General features: G+C 61.0%; 18 protein-coding genes and 1 tRNA gene. 9 read left to right on the top strand and 10 right to left on the bottom strand.

Annotated elements, in window-relative coordinates; all coding sequences use genetic code 11:
* Positions 1-9 precede the first annotated feature (9 nt).
* Complete coding sequence (locus JQK88_RS26935) at positions 10-489, bottom strand: carboxymuconolactone decarboxylase family protein (RefSeq protein WP_192257275.1); 480 nt, start codon at positions 487-489, stop codon at positions 10-12.
* 134 nt (positions 490-623) lie between these two features.
* On the opposite strand from JQK88_RS26935, the gene JQK88_RS26930 reads away from it, so the two are divergent.
* Positions 624-1,523 (top strand): LysR family transcriptional regulator, encoded by a 900-nt coding sequence (locus JQK88_RS26930; RefSeq protein WP_192257273.1) that lies wholly within the window; start codon positions 624-626, stop codon positions 1,521-1,523.
* A gap of 366 nt (positions 1,524-1,889) precedes the next feature.
* Here JQK88_RS26930 and JQK88_RS26925 read toward each other — a convergent pair whose 3' ends face one another.
* Positions 1,890-2,033 carry a DUF1127 domain-containing protein gene (locus tag JQK88_RS26925; RefSeq protein WP_142865062.1) on the bottom strand — a complete coding sequence of 48 codons (144 nt, stop codon included), beginning with the start codon at positions 2,031-2,033 and terminating at the stop codon, positions 1,890-1,892.
* Between the two features lie 51 nt (positions 2,034-2,084).
* Positions 2,085-2,225, bottom strand: a complete 141-nt coding sequence (locus JQK88_RS26920) for a DUF1127 domain-containing protein (protein WP_006335194.1) — start codon at positions 2,223-2,225, stop codon at positions 2,085-2,087.
* Between the two features lie 236 nt (positions 2,226-2,461).
* Between JQK88_RS26920 and JQK88_RS26915 the strand changes: the two genes are divergently transcribed.
* The 3 genes from JQK88_RS26915 to JQK88_RS26905 all read left to right on the top strand — a co-directional run bounded on the left by JQK88_RS26915 (position 2,462) and on the right by JQK88_RS26905 (position 5,682).
* Complete coding sequence (locus JQK88_RS26915; RefSeq protein WP_192257271.1) at positions 2,462-3,574, top strand: DUF2157 domain-containing protein; 1,113 nt, start codon at positions 2,462-2,464, stop codon at positions 3,572-3,574.
* A complete protein-coding gene (locus JQK88_RS26910; RefSeq protein ID WP_203279985.1) occupies positions 3,571-4,152 on the top strand; it encodes a GDYXXLXY domain-containing protein in 582 nt (193 codons plus the stop codon). The genes JQK88_RS26915 and JQK88_RS26910 overlap by 4 nt, the downstream gene beginning before the upstream one ends.
* Positions 4,153-4,233: 81 nt before the next feature.
* Positions 4,234-5,682: an aromatic amino acid lyase gene (locus JQK88_RS26905; RefSeq protein ID WP_192257268.1), complete on the top strand. Its 1,449-nt coding sequence runs from the start codon at positions 4,234-4,236 to the stop codon at positions 5,680-5,682.
* Between the two features lie 100 nt (positions 5,683-5,782).
* Here the strand turns inward: JQK88_RS26905 and JQK88_RS26900 are convergent.
* Positions 5,783-5,865: transfer RNA gene (locus JQK88_RS26900), tRNA-Leu, on the bottom strand.
* A 340-nt stretch (positions 5,866-6,205) separates the two neighbouring features.
* Between JQK88_RS26900 and tig the strand changes: the two genes are divergently transcribed.
* The 5 genes from tig to JQK88_RS26875 all read left to right on the top strand — a co-directional run bounded on the left by tig (position 6,206) and on the right by JQK88_RS26875 (position 10,434).
* Positions 6,206-7,681, top strand: coding sequence for a trigger factor (tig, locus tag JQK88_RS26895; RefSeq protein WP_192257266.1), 1,476 nt, complete (start codon positions 6,206-6,208; stop codon positions 7,679-7,681).
* A 16-nt stretch (positions 7,682-7,697) separates the two neighbouring features.
* Positions 7,698-7,919: a hypothetical protein gene (locus JQK88_RS26890; RefSeq protein WP_192257264.1), complete on the top strand. Its 222-nt coding sequence runs from the start codon at positions 7,698-7,700 to the stop codon at positions 7,917-7,919.
* A 46-nt stretch (positions 7,920-7,965) separates the two neighbouring features.
* Positions 7,966-8,319 carry a c-type cytochrome gene (locus JQK88_RS26885; protein ID WP_376740459.1) on the top strand — a complete coding sequence of 118 codons (354 nt, stop codon included), beginning with the start codon at positions 7,966-7,968 and terminating at the stop codon, positions 8,317-8,319.
* Between the two features lie 51 nt (positions 8,320-8,370).
* The gene (gene cyoE / locus JQK88_RS26880) at positions 8,371-9,303 is read left to right on the top strand and encodes a heme o synthase (protein WP_192257260.1); all 933 of its coding nucleotides are present in this window, start codon (positions 8,371-8,373) and stop codon (positions 9,301-9,303) included.
* A gap of 312 nt (positions 9,304-9,615) precedes the next feature.
* The gene (locus JQK88_RS26875) at positions 9,616-10,434 is read left to right on the top strand and encodes a DUF2189 domain-containing protein (RefSeq protein WP_192257258.1); all 819 of its coding nucleotides are present in this window, start codon (positions 9,616-9,618) and stop codon (positions 10,432-10,434) included.
* A gap of 54 nt (positions 10,435-10,488) precedes the next feature.
* Here the strand turns inward: JQK88_RS26875 and JQK88_RS26870 are convergent, their stop codons facing one another.
* The 6 genes from JQK88_RS26870 to JQK88_RS26845 all read right to left on the bottom strand — a co-directional run bounded on the left by JQK88_RS26870 (position 10,489) and on the right by JQK88_RS26845 (position 15,683).
* Positions 10,489-10,962 carry an aminoacyl-tRNA deacylase gene (locus JQK88_RS26870; RefSeq protein WP_203279984.1) on the bottom strand — a complete coding sequence of 158 codons (474 nt, stop codon included), beginning with the start codon at positions 10,960-10,962 and terminating at the stop codon, positions 10,489-10,491.
* 196 nt (positions 10,963-11,158) lie between these two features.
* Complete coding sequence (locus JQK88_RS26865) at positions 11,159-11,563, bottom strand: cytochrome C oxidase subunit IV family protein (protein WP_192257254.1); 405 nt, start codon at positions 11,561-11,563, stop codon at positions 11,159-11,161.
* A gap of 9 nt (positions 11,564-11,572) precedes the next feature.
* Positions 11,573-12,295: a heme-copper oxidase subunit III family protein gene (locus JQK88_RS26860; protein ID WP_112564734.1), complete on the bottom strand. Its 723-nt coding sequence runs from the start codon at positions 12,293-12,295 to the stop codon at positions 11,573-11,575.
* 13 nt (positions 12,296-12,308) lie between these two features.
* Positions 12,309-13,013: a cytochrome c oxidase subunit 3 gene (locus JQK88_RS26855; RefSeq protein WP_192257252.1), complete on the bottom strand. Its 705-nt coding sequence runs from the start codon at positions 13,011-13,013 to the stop codon at positions 12,309-12,311.
* Positions 13,010-14,779 (bottom strand): cytochrome c oxidase subunit I, encoded by a 1,770-nt coding sequence (gene ctaD, locus JQK88_RS26850; protein ID WP_192257251.1) that lies wholly within the window; start codon positions 14,777-14,779, stop codon positions 13,010-13,012. The genes JQK88_RS26855 and ctaD overlap by 4 nt, the downstream gene beginning before the upstream one ends.
* Before the next feature lie 19 nt (positions 14,780-14,798).
* Positions 14,799-15,683 carry a cytochrome c oxidase subunit II gene (locus JQK88_RS26845; protein ID WP_192257249.1) on the bottom strand — a complete coding sequence of 295 codons (885 nt, stop codon included), beginning with the start codon at positions 15,681-15,683 and terminating at the stop codon, positions 14,799-14,801.
* Between the last annotated feature and the right edge of the window lie 286 nt (positions 15,684-15,969).

The following is a 15,969-nucleotide window of genomic DNA, read 5'->3' as shown; positions in this document are numbered from 1 at the left end:
GGGGAAGGGTCAGTTCAGGCCGGCCTTGCCGAGCCCGTAGAGCTTGTCCGCCGAACCGGGCACAGTCTTGAAGGCGACGTTGAGGCGGTTCCAGGCATTGATGGTCATGATCGACAAGGTCAGGTCGGAGATTTCCTTTTCCGAAAGCTGACCGCGCACACGCTCGTAGAGCTCGTCGGGAATGCCGCCTTCGGGGAGTTTCGTGACGGCTTCCGTCCAGGCAAGAGCGGCACGCTCCCGCGGAATGAACAGGGTCGATTCCCGCCAGACGGCGACATGGTAGAGCCGCAGCTCGCTCTCGCCGTGGATCTTTGCTTCCTTGACATGCATGTCGAGACAGAAGGCGCAGCCATTGATCTGCGAAGCCCTGATATGGACGAGATCGCGGATCTTTTCCTCGATGGCGCCGTGCGCCTCGGCCATGCTGAGGTCGGAAAGCTTCTTGAACAGCTCGGGCGATTGTTGGGCGGCGTTCAGGCGCTGTGTCATGGCTAGTCCTTTTGACGATTTGAGGATATTTTGTATCCTTAAGGACAATTAATATCCATAATAGCTGGACAGTAAAGCGCCTGCCGCCTAGGATGCGGACATAAGGCATATGTCGAAAGGTAATGAGGGTAAGGATGGACGTCGTATCGGCATTGCGAACGTTCCTGCGGGTGGCGCAGACAAGGTCCTTCTCCGCGGCCGCGATCGACCTCAATTTGACGCAGCCGGCGGTATCCCGGCAGGTCTCCGCGCTGGAAGCGCATCTGAAGACGCGCCTTCTGCATCGCACCACGAGCGCGCTTGCCCTGACGGCCGAGGGTGAACAGATGCTGCCGATGGCGCTGCGCGTGGTGGAAGCGGTCGAAGCGTTGAGCGAAGCGGGTGGCACTGATGGTGCAACCGTGTCTGGAAAAGTGCGGCTCAGCTTGCCGGCGCCGCTCGGGCTCTCCATTAGCGACCGCCTCGCAAGGCTTCTGGACGATCATCCGTCCCTTGCCATCGAACTGATCCTGCGGGAGGAAGCCTCGGATCTGGTCGCCGATGCCATCGATCTCGAGGTACGCCTCGGGCCGGTCAGTGACAGCAGCCTGATCTGCCGCCGGATCGGCTGGACGACTGCCTTTCTCGTGGCCTCGCCATGCTATCTCGAGGGACGGGATATGCCGCAAGCGCCGCAAGACATCAGGGATCACCGCTGCATTTGTTACAGCCGTGCCGGCGATGGGCGGTCATGGTCGTTCTCCGACGGGGTGGACGATGTTGTTCTGCGGGTTGAACCTCGCCTGGTCGCCAGCAATTCAATGGCGGCTCATCGGGCAACACTGGCCGGGGCCGGGCTTGCGGTGCTGTCCCATATCCTGGCCGGGCCGGACATCGAAGCAGGCAGGCTGGTCAAGATGATGCCGGATTTTCCGCCGACGCGGCTGCCGATTAATGTCGTTTATCCATCCCGCAAGAACATGCCGCTGCGGGTGACGACGGTGCTCGACTTTCTTGTCCAGTCCGTCCGCGACGATGCTTTGATGGCGGCATAAGCGCTTTGATGGCGGCATAAGCGCCTTGGTCGACTGCTTGCTCAGCTGAAAGCCTGCCCCAGAAACAACAACACCCGCCGGGGGAGGATCCGGCGGGTGTCGTTTTGGGGGCCGATCCTCGGGAGGAGGTGGGGATCGGCCGTATTCGTCATCGCCGGGGAGGAGGTCGGCTTTGACGAAATTCCTTTCGCCGGATGAAGGGGGCGAAACCCTGGTAAGACGAACTACGTTCGCTTTGGAAACAACGCCCGCCGCGGGAGGAGGTGCGGCGGGCGCCGTTTTGGTGGTCAACCCTTGGGAGGAGGTAAGGGTTGGCCGTATCCGTCAGGGTCGGGGAGGAGGTCGACCCTGGCGAAATCTTTGCCGTTAGATGGTCGCCTTGCGGGCGATGATCTTGATCTCGTCGCGGACGATGCCGAGATCATGGAGCTGGCGGTTCGAAAGGCGACCCAGCTCGGTAACGGTGTCGCGATAAACGCGCCAGTTACGGTAGTTGCGGATCAGGTTCATTGTCGTTCTCTTTTTCAAAACTGGTTCGGATCATTTGCGATCCGAAGCGGATTAGACCGCCTTGCGGGCGACGTAGTGGATGTCGCTGCGGCTGATGCCGAGGTCGGTCAGTTCACGGTTCGACAGGCGGCTCAGCTCGGAGACGGTGTCCCGGTAGCGGCGCCAGTTGCGGTAGTTGCGGATCAGGTTCATGGTAGTACTCGTTTCGTCTTTCTTCGGATCATTCCGTTTGTGTACGAACAGAAAATAGGTGGACCTATATCGATTTAAAAGTGCCATTGACGCATGGCAGCAATGCAAATTGTGCAATGCAACATTAACGCCCGTTCACGGCTTCGACATAAAGAAACCCGAATCGGAAAATGCCGTAGCGTCAATAATTTGACCCGATCGGTTTTTAGGAAAGACCAAACTGGGGGAGACGCGGCATGGCGAGCTATTCGTCACGGGTGAGGACGGATATCGGGCGTTGGCTGCAGGCCGGCCTGATCGACGCGAAGACGGCCGATGCGCTGACGCGCGACATCGACGCAAACGAACGCAAATCGCTGAGCTTCGGCACCATATTGGCAATGATGGCGGCGCTGTTGTTCGGCGCCGCGATCCTGCTCTTCGTTGCCGCCAACTGGGAGGCCATCCCGCGGCTGGTGCGCGTCGCAGCACTGTTTGCCGTCATTCTCGCCGGCTATGTCGGCGGCGCGGTGCTAAAGACGCGCGACCATGCGGCGATCGGCGAGGCCCTGTGGATTGTGGCTGCAGCGGCGTTCGGTGGATCGATCGCGCTGATCGGCCAGATGTACCATCTCACGGGCGACGAGGCCTCGGCCATTGTCACCTGGGGCATCGGCACAGCACTTGCCGCGGTGGCGTTGCGCTCGAACCCGCTGACCGTCGCTGCCGTCGGCATATCCGTGGCCTGGCTGTTCGTGCGCGAGTTCGACTTCTACAACCGCACCGAATTCCTGAATTTCTTCGTCATCATGGCGCCGGTGCTTTTTGTCGTCTCGTTCTGGACGCGCAGCCAGCCGGCCCGGCATCTGATTATTCTCTCGGTCATCTTCTATATCGCGGTGCGCGGCACGGACCACAACACGCTTCTGCTGGCCATCCCGCTGGTCGTGGTGTCGGTGTTGCTGTTTGCCGTGGCAATCTTCGCCGCTGAGCCGGTCGACCGGGTTCTGCAGCTCGGCGGGCGGCTGCCATTGCATGCCTTGATCGGCTTTCTGACAGGCTTGGCAATGATTCAGTTCGAGCTTGGCGATCACAGCACCTTCAACGGCGGCTTTGCTATCGCCTCGGTCGTGGCGCTGGCCGGTATTGCCGCGGCGGTCATGCTGGGCGGGCGCGAGAGCAGGGGGCTGCGCTGGGTCGCCTATGCCGGCTTTGCCTTCGAACTCGCCGTCATCTACGTGGTGACACTGCAGTCGATGCTCGACACGGCCGGCTTCTTCCTGGCCGCAGCGGCGCTGTTCGGCATCCTGGCCCTCGTCATCATCCGCGTGGAAAAACGCATGAAGGCCCCGGAAGGAGCGGCAGCATGATGTCGGGAAAGAAACTTGTCATCTCGGCGCTGATCTTGGCGCTGGCGCAGATCGGCTTCCTGAGCTGGATAATCGCCGGCCGGGCCGCGATCCTGCGCAAGGGCAAGGAGGTCTTGCTGAAGATCGAGCCGGTCGATCCGCGCGACCTGTTGCGCGGTGACTATATTATACTCGGCTACGAGATATCGCGCCTGCCGGTGAAGCTGATCGCCAACATTCCGGTCGGACAGCTCAGCACCGAGAACACGCCGATCGTGGTCCGGCTGAAGCCGGGCGCCGACGGCTATTGGCATGCGACCACTGCCTGGTTCGGCAAGGCGCCGACGCCGCCGGCCGCCGACGAAGCCGATATCGTCGGCCAGGTCGCGCCGGGCTGGACGCTTGATCCCGAATCCACAATCGCACCGCAATATGGCATCGACCGTTTCTACCTGCCTGAGGGACAGGGCATCGCTATTCAGAACGACATGCGAGTGCGGCCATTCGGGGTGCGCATCGCGCTCGCCGCCAATGGCGAGGCGCAGATCAAGGCGCTGATGGACGGCGACAAGACGTTGTACGAGGAACCGCTCTATTAAACGACGTTACCCAGGGCACGGATTTCGGTAGACATCGATCGCTTCGCCCAGATGCATGCAGACCAGGCCGGGCGAAGAACCATGACGATTACGCTGACGACGCGCGAAGACATCAATCTCGATGCGGTTTTTCGCGTCGCCTGGAAAAACGACACGGTCGAAATCAGTGACAGGGCCTTGCAACGCATTGCCGAGTGCCGAGCCTCGTTCCTTAAACTCATTGAATCCGATCCGCCGCCGGTCATCTATGGCGTCACCACCGCCATGGGCGAACTGGCGAGCCGCAAGCTCGAACGTGACGAGCGCGACCGCCATGCGCGCATCAAGGCTTTTGCTGCGGCCACCTCCTTCGGCGAGCCGTTGCCTGAGCGCGTCGTCAGGGCAATCGTGCTGGCCCGGCTGACCAATTTCATCGAAGGCAATGCCGCCACCACGCCACGCATTGCGCTAGCCGTTGCCGCAATGCTCGACGGCGGACCGATGCCAATGGTGCCGTCGCAAGGGCAGGGCGGCGCCGGCGAGATCCTGGCGCTCTATCCGCTATTTGCCGAGCTTACCGCTGGCCTGGAGCTCGAAGTGAAGGAACGGGGCTCGCTGATCAACGGCTCGCCTTGCGCGGCGGCCCTCGTGGCCGATGCGGCCCTGGCGGCGCGGCGCCGCATCGCCATGGCGCACAAGGTGTTTGCGCTGTCGATCGAAGCGTTTCGCGCCCCGCTCGAGCATTATGATGCCGCGCTCGACGGGCTCTGGGGCGACGAACACGAAGCGGCGGCCTTGCGCGGGTTGCGGCAGTTTCTGGTCGGCGCCGGCGACGGGCGGCGCAACTATCAGGCGCCGGTCAGCTACCGCATCGTGCCGCGCGTGCTCGGCCACGCGCACCGGGCGCTTTCGGGCGCCGAGCAGGCGGCCACCGTGTCGCTGGCCTCGATATCCGACAATCCCGTCTATATCCCGCCCGACGAGGCGCATCCGCTGGGACGCTGCATCTCCACCGGCGGCTACCACAATGCGATGGCGACGCCGGCATTGGACGATCTGGCCGCGATCTGGGCCGATCTCTGCCTGCTCTGCGACCGCCATGCCTCAAAGCTGCTCAACGGCAAGGTGTCGCTGCTGCCGGACCTGTTGATGACCGGCCGGCATTGGGCCGACAGCGACGGCCACGGCAATGTCGGCTATGTGCCGATGGCGATCACCGGCTATCTCGAACAGGCCAAGCTTGCGGCGCAACGCACCTTCATTCCGGGCACTGAATCGGCCGGCGCCGGCCAGGACGATGTCGCCACCACGGCATTCTTCGCCTGGACCAAGGAAGCGACCGCCGGCCGCTGCCTCGATGCGGCGATGGCCATGCTCGCCATGATCGCCTCGCAGGCGCTGTACGTGACTGAACGCGCCGCGCCGCCGGCGCTGCAGGCTTTCGTGGCGGATATCAGGACGATCGTGCCGCCGGTCGACGCCGATAGGGTGTTGGGGCCGGAACTGGCCAAGCTGGCAGAGTGGTTCACGGGACAGGTGTTCGAGGTGTAGGGCGTCGCGCCAGTCCTCCTACGCCAAGGCTTCGGAGGACACCCTTCGCTCTATCAAGCTCCCGGGTGGCCTGCCACCCGAAGCTCGATAGAGCGAAGGGTGGTGCGGGTAGAGGGACTCGAACCCCCACGCTTTCACGCCAGAACCTAAATCTGGTGCGTCTACCAATTCCGCCATACCCGCGTGGCCCGGCAATCCCATGTAGCCATCATTCTGTCAATGTCGGGGCGAAAATGGTGCCCATTCGCTGCAACGCGAAGATGGTTGAAAATTAGCCTCGCCTGTGACAAAAGGCGTGTCAAATGTGACGGGACGCGCCGATCCGCTTCTGCAGAATGTGATAAGAAGTAGGAAAAACAAGAACTTATTCACATCTTGGAACGCAGTTTGGAAGAATTTGAGCCGTAATTTCGGTCAAATCGCCAGGTTCCGTACCAAAAGCCATTCCCGGCAAGATTGTACCGGCAGGCTGTGAACGGCAGAAGGCCGTGGCAGTCTCTTTGGTGAAGATAAAGGTTTTACGATGCAGGTCACCGAAACGCTCAACTCCGGTCTCAAGCGCGAGATCAAGATCACCGTGCCGGCCGGTGATATGGAAGCCAAGCTGATGGCGCGGCTGTCCGACGCCCGCAACAAGGTCCGCATCAACGGCTTCCGTCCCGGCAAAGTGCCGGTCCAGCACCTGCGCAAGGTCTACGGCAAGTCGTTCATGGCCGAAGTGGTCAACGAGATCCTCAACGATTCGACCCGTTCGATCATCACCGGGCGCGGCGAAAAGGCCGCCATGCAGCCCGAAGTGATCATGACCGAGGACGAGAAAGAGGCCGAGAAGATCCTGGCCGGCGGCGCAGACTTCGAATTCCGCCTCAACTACGAGGTCATCCCGGCGATCGAGATCAAGGATTTCTCCGACATCAAGGTGACTCGTCAGGTGTTCGAAGTGCCGGACAGCGAGATCGACGAGCAGGTCCAGCGCGTCGCCGAATCGGCACGCAGCTTCGAGCCGAAGACCGGCAAGGCCGCCGAAGGCGACCGCGTTTCGATCGACTATGTCGGCAAGATCGACGGCGAGGCCTTCTCCGGTGGTGCCGGCACCGACCAGCCGCTGGTGCTGGGCTCCAAGGAATTCATCCCGGGCTTCGAGGACCAGCTGATCGGCTCCAAGGCCGGCGACGAGAAGCAGGTCACGGTCACTTTCCCAGAAAACTATCAGGCGGCGCATCTGGCCGGCAAGGAAGCCACCTTCGACGTCACCGTCAAGGAAGTGTCCAAGCCCGGCGCGCTGGAAATCAACGACGAGATGGCCAAGAATCTCGGCCTGGAATCGCTGGAGCGCCTGCGCGACGTGGTGCGCGGCCAGATCGAGAACCAGTTCGGTTCGATGACCCGCCAGAAGGTCAAGCGCCAGCTGCTCGACCAGCTTGACGCGGCCTATTCGTTCGAAGCGCCGTCGAAGCTCGTCGATGCCGAGTTCAACAACATCTGGACCCAGGTGAACCGCGATCTCGAAGCTGCCGGCCGTACCTTCGCCGACGAAGAAACGACGGAAGAAGAGGCACGCGCCGAATATCTGCGCCTTGCCGAACGCCGCGTGCGTCTCGGTCTGGTTCTGGCCGAGATCGGCGAGAAGGCCGGCGTCACCGTTTCGGACGAGGAATTGCAGCGCGGCCTGTTCGAGCAGGTGCGCCGCTACCCGGCCAACCAGCAGCAGGAAGCCTTCGAGTTCTACCGCAGCAATCCGGAAGCGCTGAACACGTTGCGCGCGCCGATGTTCGAGGAGAAGGTCGTCGACCATCTGCTCGGCCAGATTTCGGTCACCGACGTCAAGGTCAGCAAGGAAGAGCTGATGGCAGACGACGAGGAGACCGACACCGCCAAGGCCAAGCCGGCCAAGAAGGCCGCTGCCAAGAAGGCCGACAAGGCTGAAAAGGCCGACGACGCGGAAGAGCCCAAGAAGAAGGCCGCGCCGAAGAAGAAGGCCGCCAAGGACGCCGAATAAGCGCTTGACGACAAGATTGGAAAAGGCCGCCTTCGAGGCGGCCTTTTTCGTTGTGGCGGCTCGAGCCACGGCAGACCACCTAAACCTTTGTACGGTCGACCTGTTCTACCTGCCGGCCAGATTCTGTGGTACACAGGTGCTGCAATTCCATTTGGGGGGAGAAGCGGAGAATCCGTTCTGTCGTGCAACGCGCATGCTGGCGGTATCGGCATGCGAAGATCGTCTCGGGCAAATTTGACGATCAGGGAGGAAATGCCATGCGCTTGGTTGTGTTTTTCGCTGTCATGTCTGTTGCAACCTTCATCGCCAATCCATCGCGGGCACAGGATGCCGCGGCGGGCGAGAAGGTCTTCACCAAATGCAAGGTCTGCCACGTCGCAGACCAAGACACGAACAAGATCGGCCCGTCGTTGCACGGCGTTATCGGCCGGACGGCCGGCACGCATCCGGATTTCAAATATTCCGAGGCCATGATCGCGGCCGGCAAATCCGGCGTCAAATGGGATGACCCCACCCTGACGACCTACCTTCACGATCCCAAGGCCATGGTCAAAGGTACGAAGATGGCGTTTCCCGGCCTCAAGAAGGACGAGGACATCGCCAATGTCATTGCCTATCTGAAGCAATTTTCCCAGTAGCTTGGCTCTTCGGTCGGCCAGACCGCCCGTTTCCATTGATGGTCGTCTCAAATGTCGGTCAAGGAAAGCCTCAAGGATACCGGCGTCCGCTTCTCGGAAGCGACGGCCGGCGATTTCTTTGCGCTCTTGAAGCCGCGGGTCATGGCGCTTGCCGTCTTTACCGCTTTCGTCGGCCTGATGGTGGCGCCCGGCGCGATGAACCCGGTCATCGCCGTGATCGCAATCGGTGCGATTGCGGTTGGAGCGGGAGCGGCCGGGTCGCTCAACATGTGGTACGACGCGGACATCGACGCGCTGATGTCACGCACATCAAGGCGGCCGGTTCCGTCAGGCCGTGTCACGCCCGGCGAAGCTCTCGGCTTCGGCCTGGTGCTTTCTGCGTTTTCGGTCATGACGCTCGGCGTGCTGGTGGGATGGCTTGCCGCGTCGCTGCTGGCCTTCACCATCTTTTTCTACGTCGTCATCTATACAATGTGGCTGAAGCGCTCGACGCCGCAGAACATCGTCATCGGCGGCGCGGCGGGTGCCCTTCCTCCGATGATTGGCTGGGCGGCGGCCACTGGCGCCATCGGCATTGAAAGCCTCATCCTGTTCCTGATCATTTTCCTGTGGACGCCGCCGCATTTCTGGGCGCTCGCGCTGTTCAAGGCCGGCGACTACGCCGCTGCCGGCATCCCGATGATGCCGAACGTGGCCGGCAAGGCCTCGACCAGAAGGCAGATCTTCGCCTATTCACTGCTCCTGGCGCCAATCGGCGTGCTGCCCTGGGCGTTCGGATTCGCGAGCGGGTTCTATGGGGTTGTTTCGACCGCGTTGGGCGCGGGTTTCATCTGGTACGCCTGGAAGGTTCTGGTCATCCCCGACAAGGAGATGAAGCCGGCAAAGGCGCTGTTTGCCTATTCGATTTTCTATCTTTTCGCGATCTTTGCCATGCTGCTTGCCGACACCATCGCGATGCGCGCGTTCATCTCTGCCGGAGGTTGACAGCGTTGCACATCGGGATCGGCTCACGCTGGCAGAGCACAGAATCCCAGGACCAGCAGAGCGACGACGCCAAGGCCGAGCAGCAGAATGGTTTTTCCGTCCATGACCTACACCTTCGATTGGACAGGATATCGAAGAAGGGCCGCAAGAGCCAGCGCATGACCTTCCGAGCCTTTGTGACAAAAGGGCGACAAGTTCCAGGCAATGGAGTATGTTGATTTCGGTGCAGGTCGCGGGTTTGCGTGGCCAGTCATGCAGAACGGCAGCACCGTGAAACCGCGACCGTACCGGACCTGGTCTGGAGGAACGGGCATGGCAAGTTTTCACGTGATTGCAGGCGCCAGCGAAACGCTGGAACACACCAAAATTCGAAAAATCGGTATTTCCGATCTTTTCGATGCGCTCAAGCGCGGTGTTGACGATTTCATGGTCAAACCGTCGCACATCGTCTTTCTCTGCCTGCTCTATCCGCTTGTCGGCGTCGTGCTTGCTGCCTGGACTTCGGGCGCCAATGCGTTGCCGTTGCTGTTTCCACTGGTGTCCGGCTTTGCGCTGATCGGTCCATTCGCAGCGATCGGCCTCTATGAGATCAGCCGTAGACGAGAAGCCGGGCTCGACACCTCCTGGAGGCACGCTTTCGAGGTCAGGAATTCTCCGGCCGTGCCGGCCATCGCGGCAGTCGGGATCATGCTGTTTGCCATCTTCATCACCTGGCTTTTGACAGCGCAGATGTTCTATCAATATCTCTTCGGCCCGGCTCCGCCGGAATCGATATCCGGCTTCATCAATGAGATATTTGCCACCGGGCGCGGTTGGACTCTGATTATCCTGGGGCACGCCATCGGCTTCGTCTTCGCGGTGGTGGTGTTGTGCACGACGGTCGTCGCCTTCCCATTGTTGCTCGACCGCGATGTCGGCGCCTACGAAGCCATCCACACCTCGGTGCGAGCGGTGCTGGCAAATCCGATCACCATGGCTGTCTGGGGACTGATCGTCGCCGTCGCCCTGATCATCGGCTCGCTGCCGGTGTTTGCCGGGCTGGCGGTCGTGCTGCCGATCCTCGGTCACGCCACATGGCATGTCTACCGCAAGGTTGTGGAACCGCCGTCGCCGGTCAGGCCGTCGAGTTGACGATATCCGGCTGGTCTGCACCGGCAAGAGTACCGGTGCAGACGGTTGATTTTTTCAGTAGGCAGCGTGGCTGAAGCGGGCGTGACGTGCGTCCATGGTCAGGTTGCGGAAATCCTTGCCGCTCACATGCACCAGCGTCCTGTGGTCGCCGCCCTCGAAATAGATGTCGGCGGCTTCGCCGAGGCTGTCGTCGAGGATCACCGGGACATCATAGGCCGCGCCGATCGGCGGAATGGCGCCGATGTCACAATCGCCGAAGAGTGAGACCACCTCGTCTTCGGAGGCGAGTCCAAGACGCCTGTCCATGACGTCCTGCAGTGTACCGAACTCGATTCTGTGCGTGCTTGGGACCACGGCCAGCGCATAACCGAGTTCGTGGTGAACGACCACCGATTTAGCCATCATGCTGCCGGGCACATGCGCGGCAATGGCGGACTGCCTGCTCGTCGATGTGCGATGATGGGCGACGGTGTCGTAGGAGATTCCTCTCCCGTCAATGTAGTCCTTCAGTCTGTTTGCGATCGTCATCTTCGGCCTCCCTGCTGGAGTTCGCGGCGCATTGGAAACGAAGGCAATCATTCCCCTCCGATCGTTTCCGATAATAGCAAGATGGATCAGCAGCCGCTTGTTTCAAGGCAGCAGCATGTCGACCCGGACCGCAGTCAGGATCCTGCGGTTCCTGACTCGAAATGCCGCGGGCGAAGCCTCAAATCCGGATTGCGCGTCAGGGCCCCGGCCCGAAAAACACCATCCGGGTGAAAAGTGTGTAATCCGCTTCGAAGAGCATCATCGCCACGAACACCAGTATCAGAACCGGCGGCAGGATGATCGCATAGGTCAGTGCCAGCCGCTCCCAGGCCATGTGCATGAACACGGCGACAATCAGCCCCGCCTTGAGGATCATGAAGATGAGGATCAGCGACCATCTGAGATAGCCGTGGAGGCCGAAATAATCGACCAGATAGGAACAGGTGCTGAGGATGAACAGCCATGCCCAGACCACCAGATAGAGCTTGATCGGGTGTTCCTGATGAACCTCCGCCTGGGCGACGCCAGTCGCTGGCGCGTCATGCGCATGACCAGCGTGAAGTGCGTGTTGCCCCAGGCCGTTTGCGGTTGCTTCAGCCATGTCAGCCTCTCACCAAAGATAGAAGAATGCGAAAATGAACACCCAGACCAGATCGACGAAATGCCAGTAGAGCCCCATGATTTCGACGTTCTCGTAGCGACCCCGGCGGCTGGTGAAGAAGCCGGGACGTCCGACGTCGTAGTCTCCACGCCAGACCTTCCGCGCCACGATGATGAGGAAGATCACCCCGATCGTCACATGCGTGCCGTGGAAGCCGGTGATCATGAAGAAAGTCGAACCGAACTGCGCCGCGCCCCACGGATTGCCCCAGGGCCGTACCCCTTCGGTGATCAGCTTGGTCCATTCGAAGGCTTGCATGCCGACGAAGGTGGCTCCCAGCGCTGCCGTCAAAAGCATGAGGATTGCCGTTTTGCGGCGGTCGCGGCGATAGCCGAAATTGACCGCCATGGCCATCGTTCCGCTGCTCGAGATCAGCACGAAGGTCATAATGGCGATCAGGATCAGTGGAATGTCCGAACCGCCGATACGAAGCGCAAAGACCTCGCTCGGGTTGGGCCACGGCACGCGCGTGGAGGCGCGCGCGGTCATGTAGGAGAGCAGGAAGCAGCCGAAGATGAAGGTGTCGCTGAGCAGGAAGATCCACATCATGGCCTTGCCCCAGGACACGTTCTTGAACGCGCGCTGATCCGAGGACCAGTCGGCGGCAATGCCTTGCCAGCCTGCGGGCCGCGACTCCGTTTGGCCGGTATGCGTCAGCGTCGTTTCTGCCATGCTCCTCGACCTCCTAGGTCAGCAACTGCCGGCAAATATCGATGAACGTCGCGGCCCAGCCGGCCAAAAGAGCGAAGATGGCGAGCCAGACGAAAAGCAGGAAATGCCAGTACATGGCGCACAATTCGACGCTGAGGCGAAGCCGTTCCGGCCGTGCTCCGTTCCAGGCGCCGGCGGTTGTTCTGCCCAGGCCCACCAGCCCTCCCACTATGTGCAGGCCGTGCATCCCGGTTATCAGGTAGAAAAAGCTGTTGGCCGGATTGGAGGCCAGAAAATAACCATCGGCGGTCAGGTCCCGCCATGCCATGAGCTGCCCGACGAGGAAGGCGATCGCGGTGAGCCCAGCTGCGGCAAGGCCGAGCCTGACCGTGTCCATCTGGCGCTTGCGCGCCGCGACCGAGGCGCATTGCAGCGCGACGCTGCTCAGGACCAGCATGCCGGTGTTGAGCCAGAGCAGGCGTGGCATGGGTAGCGGCTGCCAGTCCGACAGCGCCATACGCATGAAATAGGCGCTGGTGAACAGCGCGAACAGGCAGCCGACGACGGCGAGGAAGACACCGAGGCCGATCTTGGCGGTCGGCAGGCCAGACCGGTCGAAGGGGACGAAATCTCCCGCCGCACCTTGCTCGAGCCATGGCTTGGTCATCAGCCGCTGATGCGAGAGCCACCAGCCGGCAAAGCCGGCGATCACGAGCAGGAAGACCAGGATGACGCTCATGCCGGCTCCCTGGAGGGGCCGAAGGTGCCCGGCATGTTTTGCGGAATGAAGTCCTCCTTGGCGCCCGGCACGCTGTAGTCATAGGCCCAGCGATAGACGATCGGCAACTCCTTGCCGAAATTGCCATGCGCCGGCGGCGTCTGCGGCGTCTGCCATTCGAGTGTGGTGGCGCGCCATGGATTGCCACCGGCCTCGCGGCCATGGCGGATGCTCCAGATCAGATTGAACAGGAACACGATCTGGGCAAAGCCGACGATGAACGCCATGATGCTGATGAACGAGTTCAGGTGGTGAGCCGATTCCGTCATCACCGTCACATCGGTCATCTCGGCATAGCGCCGCGGCACACCCATCAGGCCGATATAGTGCATGGGAAAGAAGATCAGGTAGGCGCCGAGGAAGGTGACCCAGAAATGGAAGCGGCCGAGCGTCTCGTTGAGCATCCGGCCGGTGACCTTCGGGTACCAGTGGTAGATCGCGCCGAAGATAACGAGGATGGGGGCAACTCCCATGACCATATGGAAGTGAGCGACCACGAACATCGTGTCCGACAGCGGGACGTCGACGACGACGTTGCCGAGAAACAATCCAGTCAACCCGCCATTGACGAAGGTGACGATGAAAGCCATGGCAAACAGCATCGGTATGGTGAGATGGATGTCGCCGCGCCACAGCGTCAGCACCCAATTGTAGACCTTAATTGCGGTCGGGATGGCGATGATCAATGTCGTGGTGGCGAAGAAGAAGCCGAAATAGGGGTGCATGCCGCTGACATACATGTGGTGCGCCCAGACCACGAAGCTCAGCGCGCCGATGCCAACGATGGCCCAGACCATCATGCGGTAGCCAAAAATGTTCTTGCGCGCATGCGTGCTGATCAGATCGGAAACGATGCCGAAGGCTGGAAGCGCTACGATGTAGACTTCGGGGTGGCCGAAGAACCAGAACAGATGCTGGAACAGGATCGGGCTGCCGCCATTGTGCTGCAGCTGTTCGCCCATCTCGACGACTGCGGGCATGAAGAAGGAGGTGCCGAGCGCGCGGTCAAGCAACATCATCACGCAGGCGACGAACAGCGCCGGGAAGGCCAGCAACGCCATGACAGTCGCGGTGAAGATGCCCCACACGGTCAACGGCAGGCGCATCATTGTCATGCCGCGCGTGCGGGCCTGCAGCACCGTCACGACGTAGTTCAGGCCGCCCATGGTGAAGCCGATGATGAACAGGATCAGCGAGACGAGCATCAGAATGATGCCCCATTCCTGGCCGCCAGGCGTGCCGGTCATGATGGCTTGCGGCGGATAGAGCGTCCAGCCGGCACCGGTGGGTCCGCCAGGCGCAAAGAAGCTCGACACCAGAACCAGCACTGCAAGCAGGTAAATCCAGTAGCTCAGCATGTTGACATAGGGGAAGACCATGTCGCGGGCGCCGACCATCAGCGGGATCAGATAGTTGCCGAAGCCGCCGAGGAAGAGTGCCGTGAGCAGGTAGATCACCATGATCATGCCGTGCATGGTGATGAACTGGTAGTAGGCTTCCGGGGTGATGAAGTCGAACGTGCCGGGGAAGCCGAGTTGCAGGCGCATCAGCCATGACAAGACCAGGGCGACCAGGCCGATAGCCGTTGCGGTCCCCGAATACTGGATCGCGATGACCTTGGCGTCCTGCGAGAAGACATACTTCGTCCACCAGCTGTGCGGATGGTAGAGTTCCATTTCCGCCACTTCGGCGGGCGGGACGGCATCTGCAGGCGTGACATCGACCATGGGAGCACCTCCGTGCCCTTCAGCGGGACCCGACAGTTTCGAGTTTTGCCGCAACTTTCAAAGCTGACACCGTGGCATTGCCCGGCGCCTGTTCCGCCGAGCCCGTCTGCTGGGGCGCCGATAATTGCGCGAACGTCTGCTGCTGGTCGAGCCAGGCCACATAGTCTTCCTGGGTGTCGACCATGACGATGCCATGCATCATCGGATGCCCCTGGCCGCACAGTTCGGCGCACAGAACCTGGAAGGTTCCGGTCTTGGTCGGGGTGAACCAGAAGTAAGTGACCGAGCCCGGGATCATGTCCATCTTGGCGCGGAATTCCGGCACATAGAAATCATGCAGCACATCGATCGAGCGCAGCAGCATCTTGACCGGCTTGCCGACCGGCAGATGCAGGTCGGCCGCTTCGACCACGACATCATCCTGGCCGTTGGGATCCTTGGCGATCACGCCCAGCGGATTTTCAGCGGTAACGTCACGGGTGTCGGATGTGCCGAGCTTGCCGTCCTTGCCGGGCAAGCGGAAACTCCACTGCCATTGCTGGCCAACGACTTCGACCACGGTTGCGTCGCTTGGAACGTTGACGAACCGGCTCCAGACGAACAGCCCGGGGACCAGCATGGCGGTAACACCCACGCCGGTGACGATCGTCAACCACCATTCGAGCCGCCTGTTCTCAGGTTCGTAGGCAGCCCGGCTGCCCTCGCGATGACGGAAGCGGAAAACGCAATAGGCCATAAACAGCACCACGGCGGCGAAGACAACGCCGGTGATCCAAAAGGTGATGATGATGGTGTTGTCGATATAGTCCCAGTTGGAGGCAATCGGAGTCCACCACCATGGGCTCAGGAAGTGGAACAACACCGAGCCCAAGACGATCAAAACGAGTACAACCACGATGGGCATGTCCCGTTCCTCCCGATATTCCAGGGGCGTGAAGCCATCGCTGGAAATACCAAAGTGCATCATGCGTGATTTGCGACGGAAATTCTAGAGCCGGCTGTGGAAGGGGAGAAAAATCGCTTTTGCGCAGTTGCGGACCTTCGGTTCGGCCGAGATCCTCATCAGCCAAGTCGACGATGGCAATTTGGAACGCAGCTCCTATCCATTCAACCGTGCCGGCGCTTCATGGCGATCCCGGCGTCGCGCCAGTCACGGCGCTCTCCTTCATGACGTCGATGGACGGTCCGTC

The sequence above is a fragment of the Mesorhizobium caraganae genome, from assembly GCF_016836705.1.
Classification (GTDB): domain Bacteria; phylum Pseudomonadota; class Alphaproteobacteria; order Rhizobiales; family Rhizobiaceae; genus Mesorhizobium; species Mesorhizobium caraganae.
This window is presented reverse-complemented; position numbering and strand designations above follow the sequence as displayed.

What these genes read in the sequence shown, in the direction of transcription:
- JQK88_RS26935 (WP_192257275.1), bottom strand. Translation starts at nt 489, where the DNA reads ATGACACAGCGCCTGAACGCCGCCCAACAATCGCCCGAGCTGTTCAAG.
- JQK88_RS26930 (WP_192257273.1), top strand. Translation starts at nt 624, where the DNA reads ATGGACGTCGTATCGGCATTGCGAACGTTCCTGCGGGTGGCGCAGACA.
- JQK88_RS26925 (WP_142865062.1), bottom strand. Translation starts at nt 2,033, where the DNA reads ATGAACCTGATCCGCAACTACCGTAACTGGCGCGTTTATCGCGACACC.
- JQK88_RS26920 (WP_006335194.1), bottom strand. Translation starts at nt 2,225, where the DNA reads ATGAACCTGATCCGCAACTACCGCAACTGGCGCCGCTACCGGGACACC.
- JQK88_RS26915 (WP_192257271.1), top strand. Translation starts at nt 2,462, where the DNA reads ATGGCGAGCTATTCGTCACGGGTGAGGACGGATATCGGGCGTTGGCTG.
- JQK88_RS26910 (WP_203279985.1), top strand. Translation starts at nt 3,571, where the DNA reads ATGATGTCGGGAAAGAAACTTGTCATCTCGGCGCTGATCTTGGCGCTG.
- JQK88_RS26905 (WP_192257268.1), top strand. Translation starts at nt 4,234, where the DNA reads ATGACGATTACGCTGACGACGCGCGAAGACATCAATCTCGATGCGGTT.
- tig (WP_192257266.1), top strand. Translation starts at nt 6,206, where the DNA reads ATGCAGGTCACCGAAACGCTCAACTCCGGTCTCAAGCGCGAGATCAAG.
- JQK88_RS26885 (WP_376740459.1), top strand. Translation starts at nt 7,966, where the DNA reads ATGTCTGTTGCAACCTTCATCGCCAATCCATCGCGGGCACAGGATGCC.
- cyoE (WP_192257260.1), top strand. Translation starts at nt 8,371, where the DNA reads ATGTCGGTCAAGGAAAGCCTCAAGGATACCGGCGTCCGCTTCTCGGAA.
- JQK88_RS26875 (WP_192257258.1), top strand. Translation starts at nt 9,616, where the DNA reads ATGGCAAGTTTTCACGTGATTGCAGGCGCCAGCGAAACGCTGGAACAC.
- JQK88_RS26870 (WP_203279984.1), bottom strand. Translation starts at nt 10,962, where the DNA reads ATGACGATCGCAAACAGACTGAAGGACTACATTGACGGGAGAGGAATC.
- JQK88_RS26865 (WP_192257254.1), bottom strand. Translation starts at nt 11,563, where the DNA reads ATGGCTGAAGCAACCGCAAACGGCCTGGGGCAACACGCACTTCACGCT.
- JQK88_RS26860 (WP_112564734.1), bottom strand. Translation starts at nt 12,295, where the DNA reads ATGGCAGAAACGACGCTGACGCATACCGGCCAAACGGAGTCGCGGCCC.
- JQK88_RS26855 (WP_192257252.1), bottom strand. Translation starts at nt 13,013, where the DNA reads ATGAGCGTCATCCTGGTCTTCCTGCTCGTGATCGCCGGCTTTGCCGGC.
- ctaD (WP_192257251.1), bottom strand. Translation starts at nt 14,779, where the DNA reads ATGGTCGATGTCACGCCTGCAGATGCCGTCCCGCCCGCCGAAGTGGCG.
- JQK88_RS26845 (WP_192257249.1), bottom strand. Translation starts at nt 15,683, where the DNA reads ATGCCCATCGTGGTTGTACTCGTTTTGATCGTCTTGGGCTCGGTGTTG.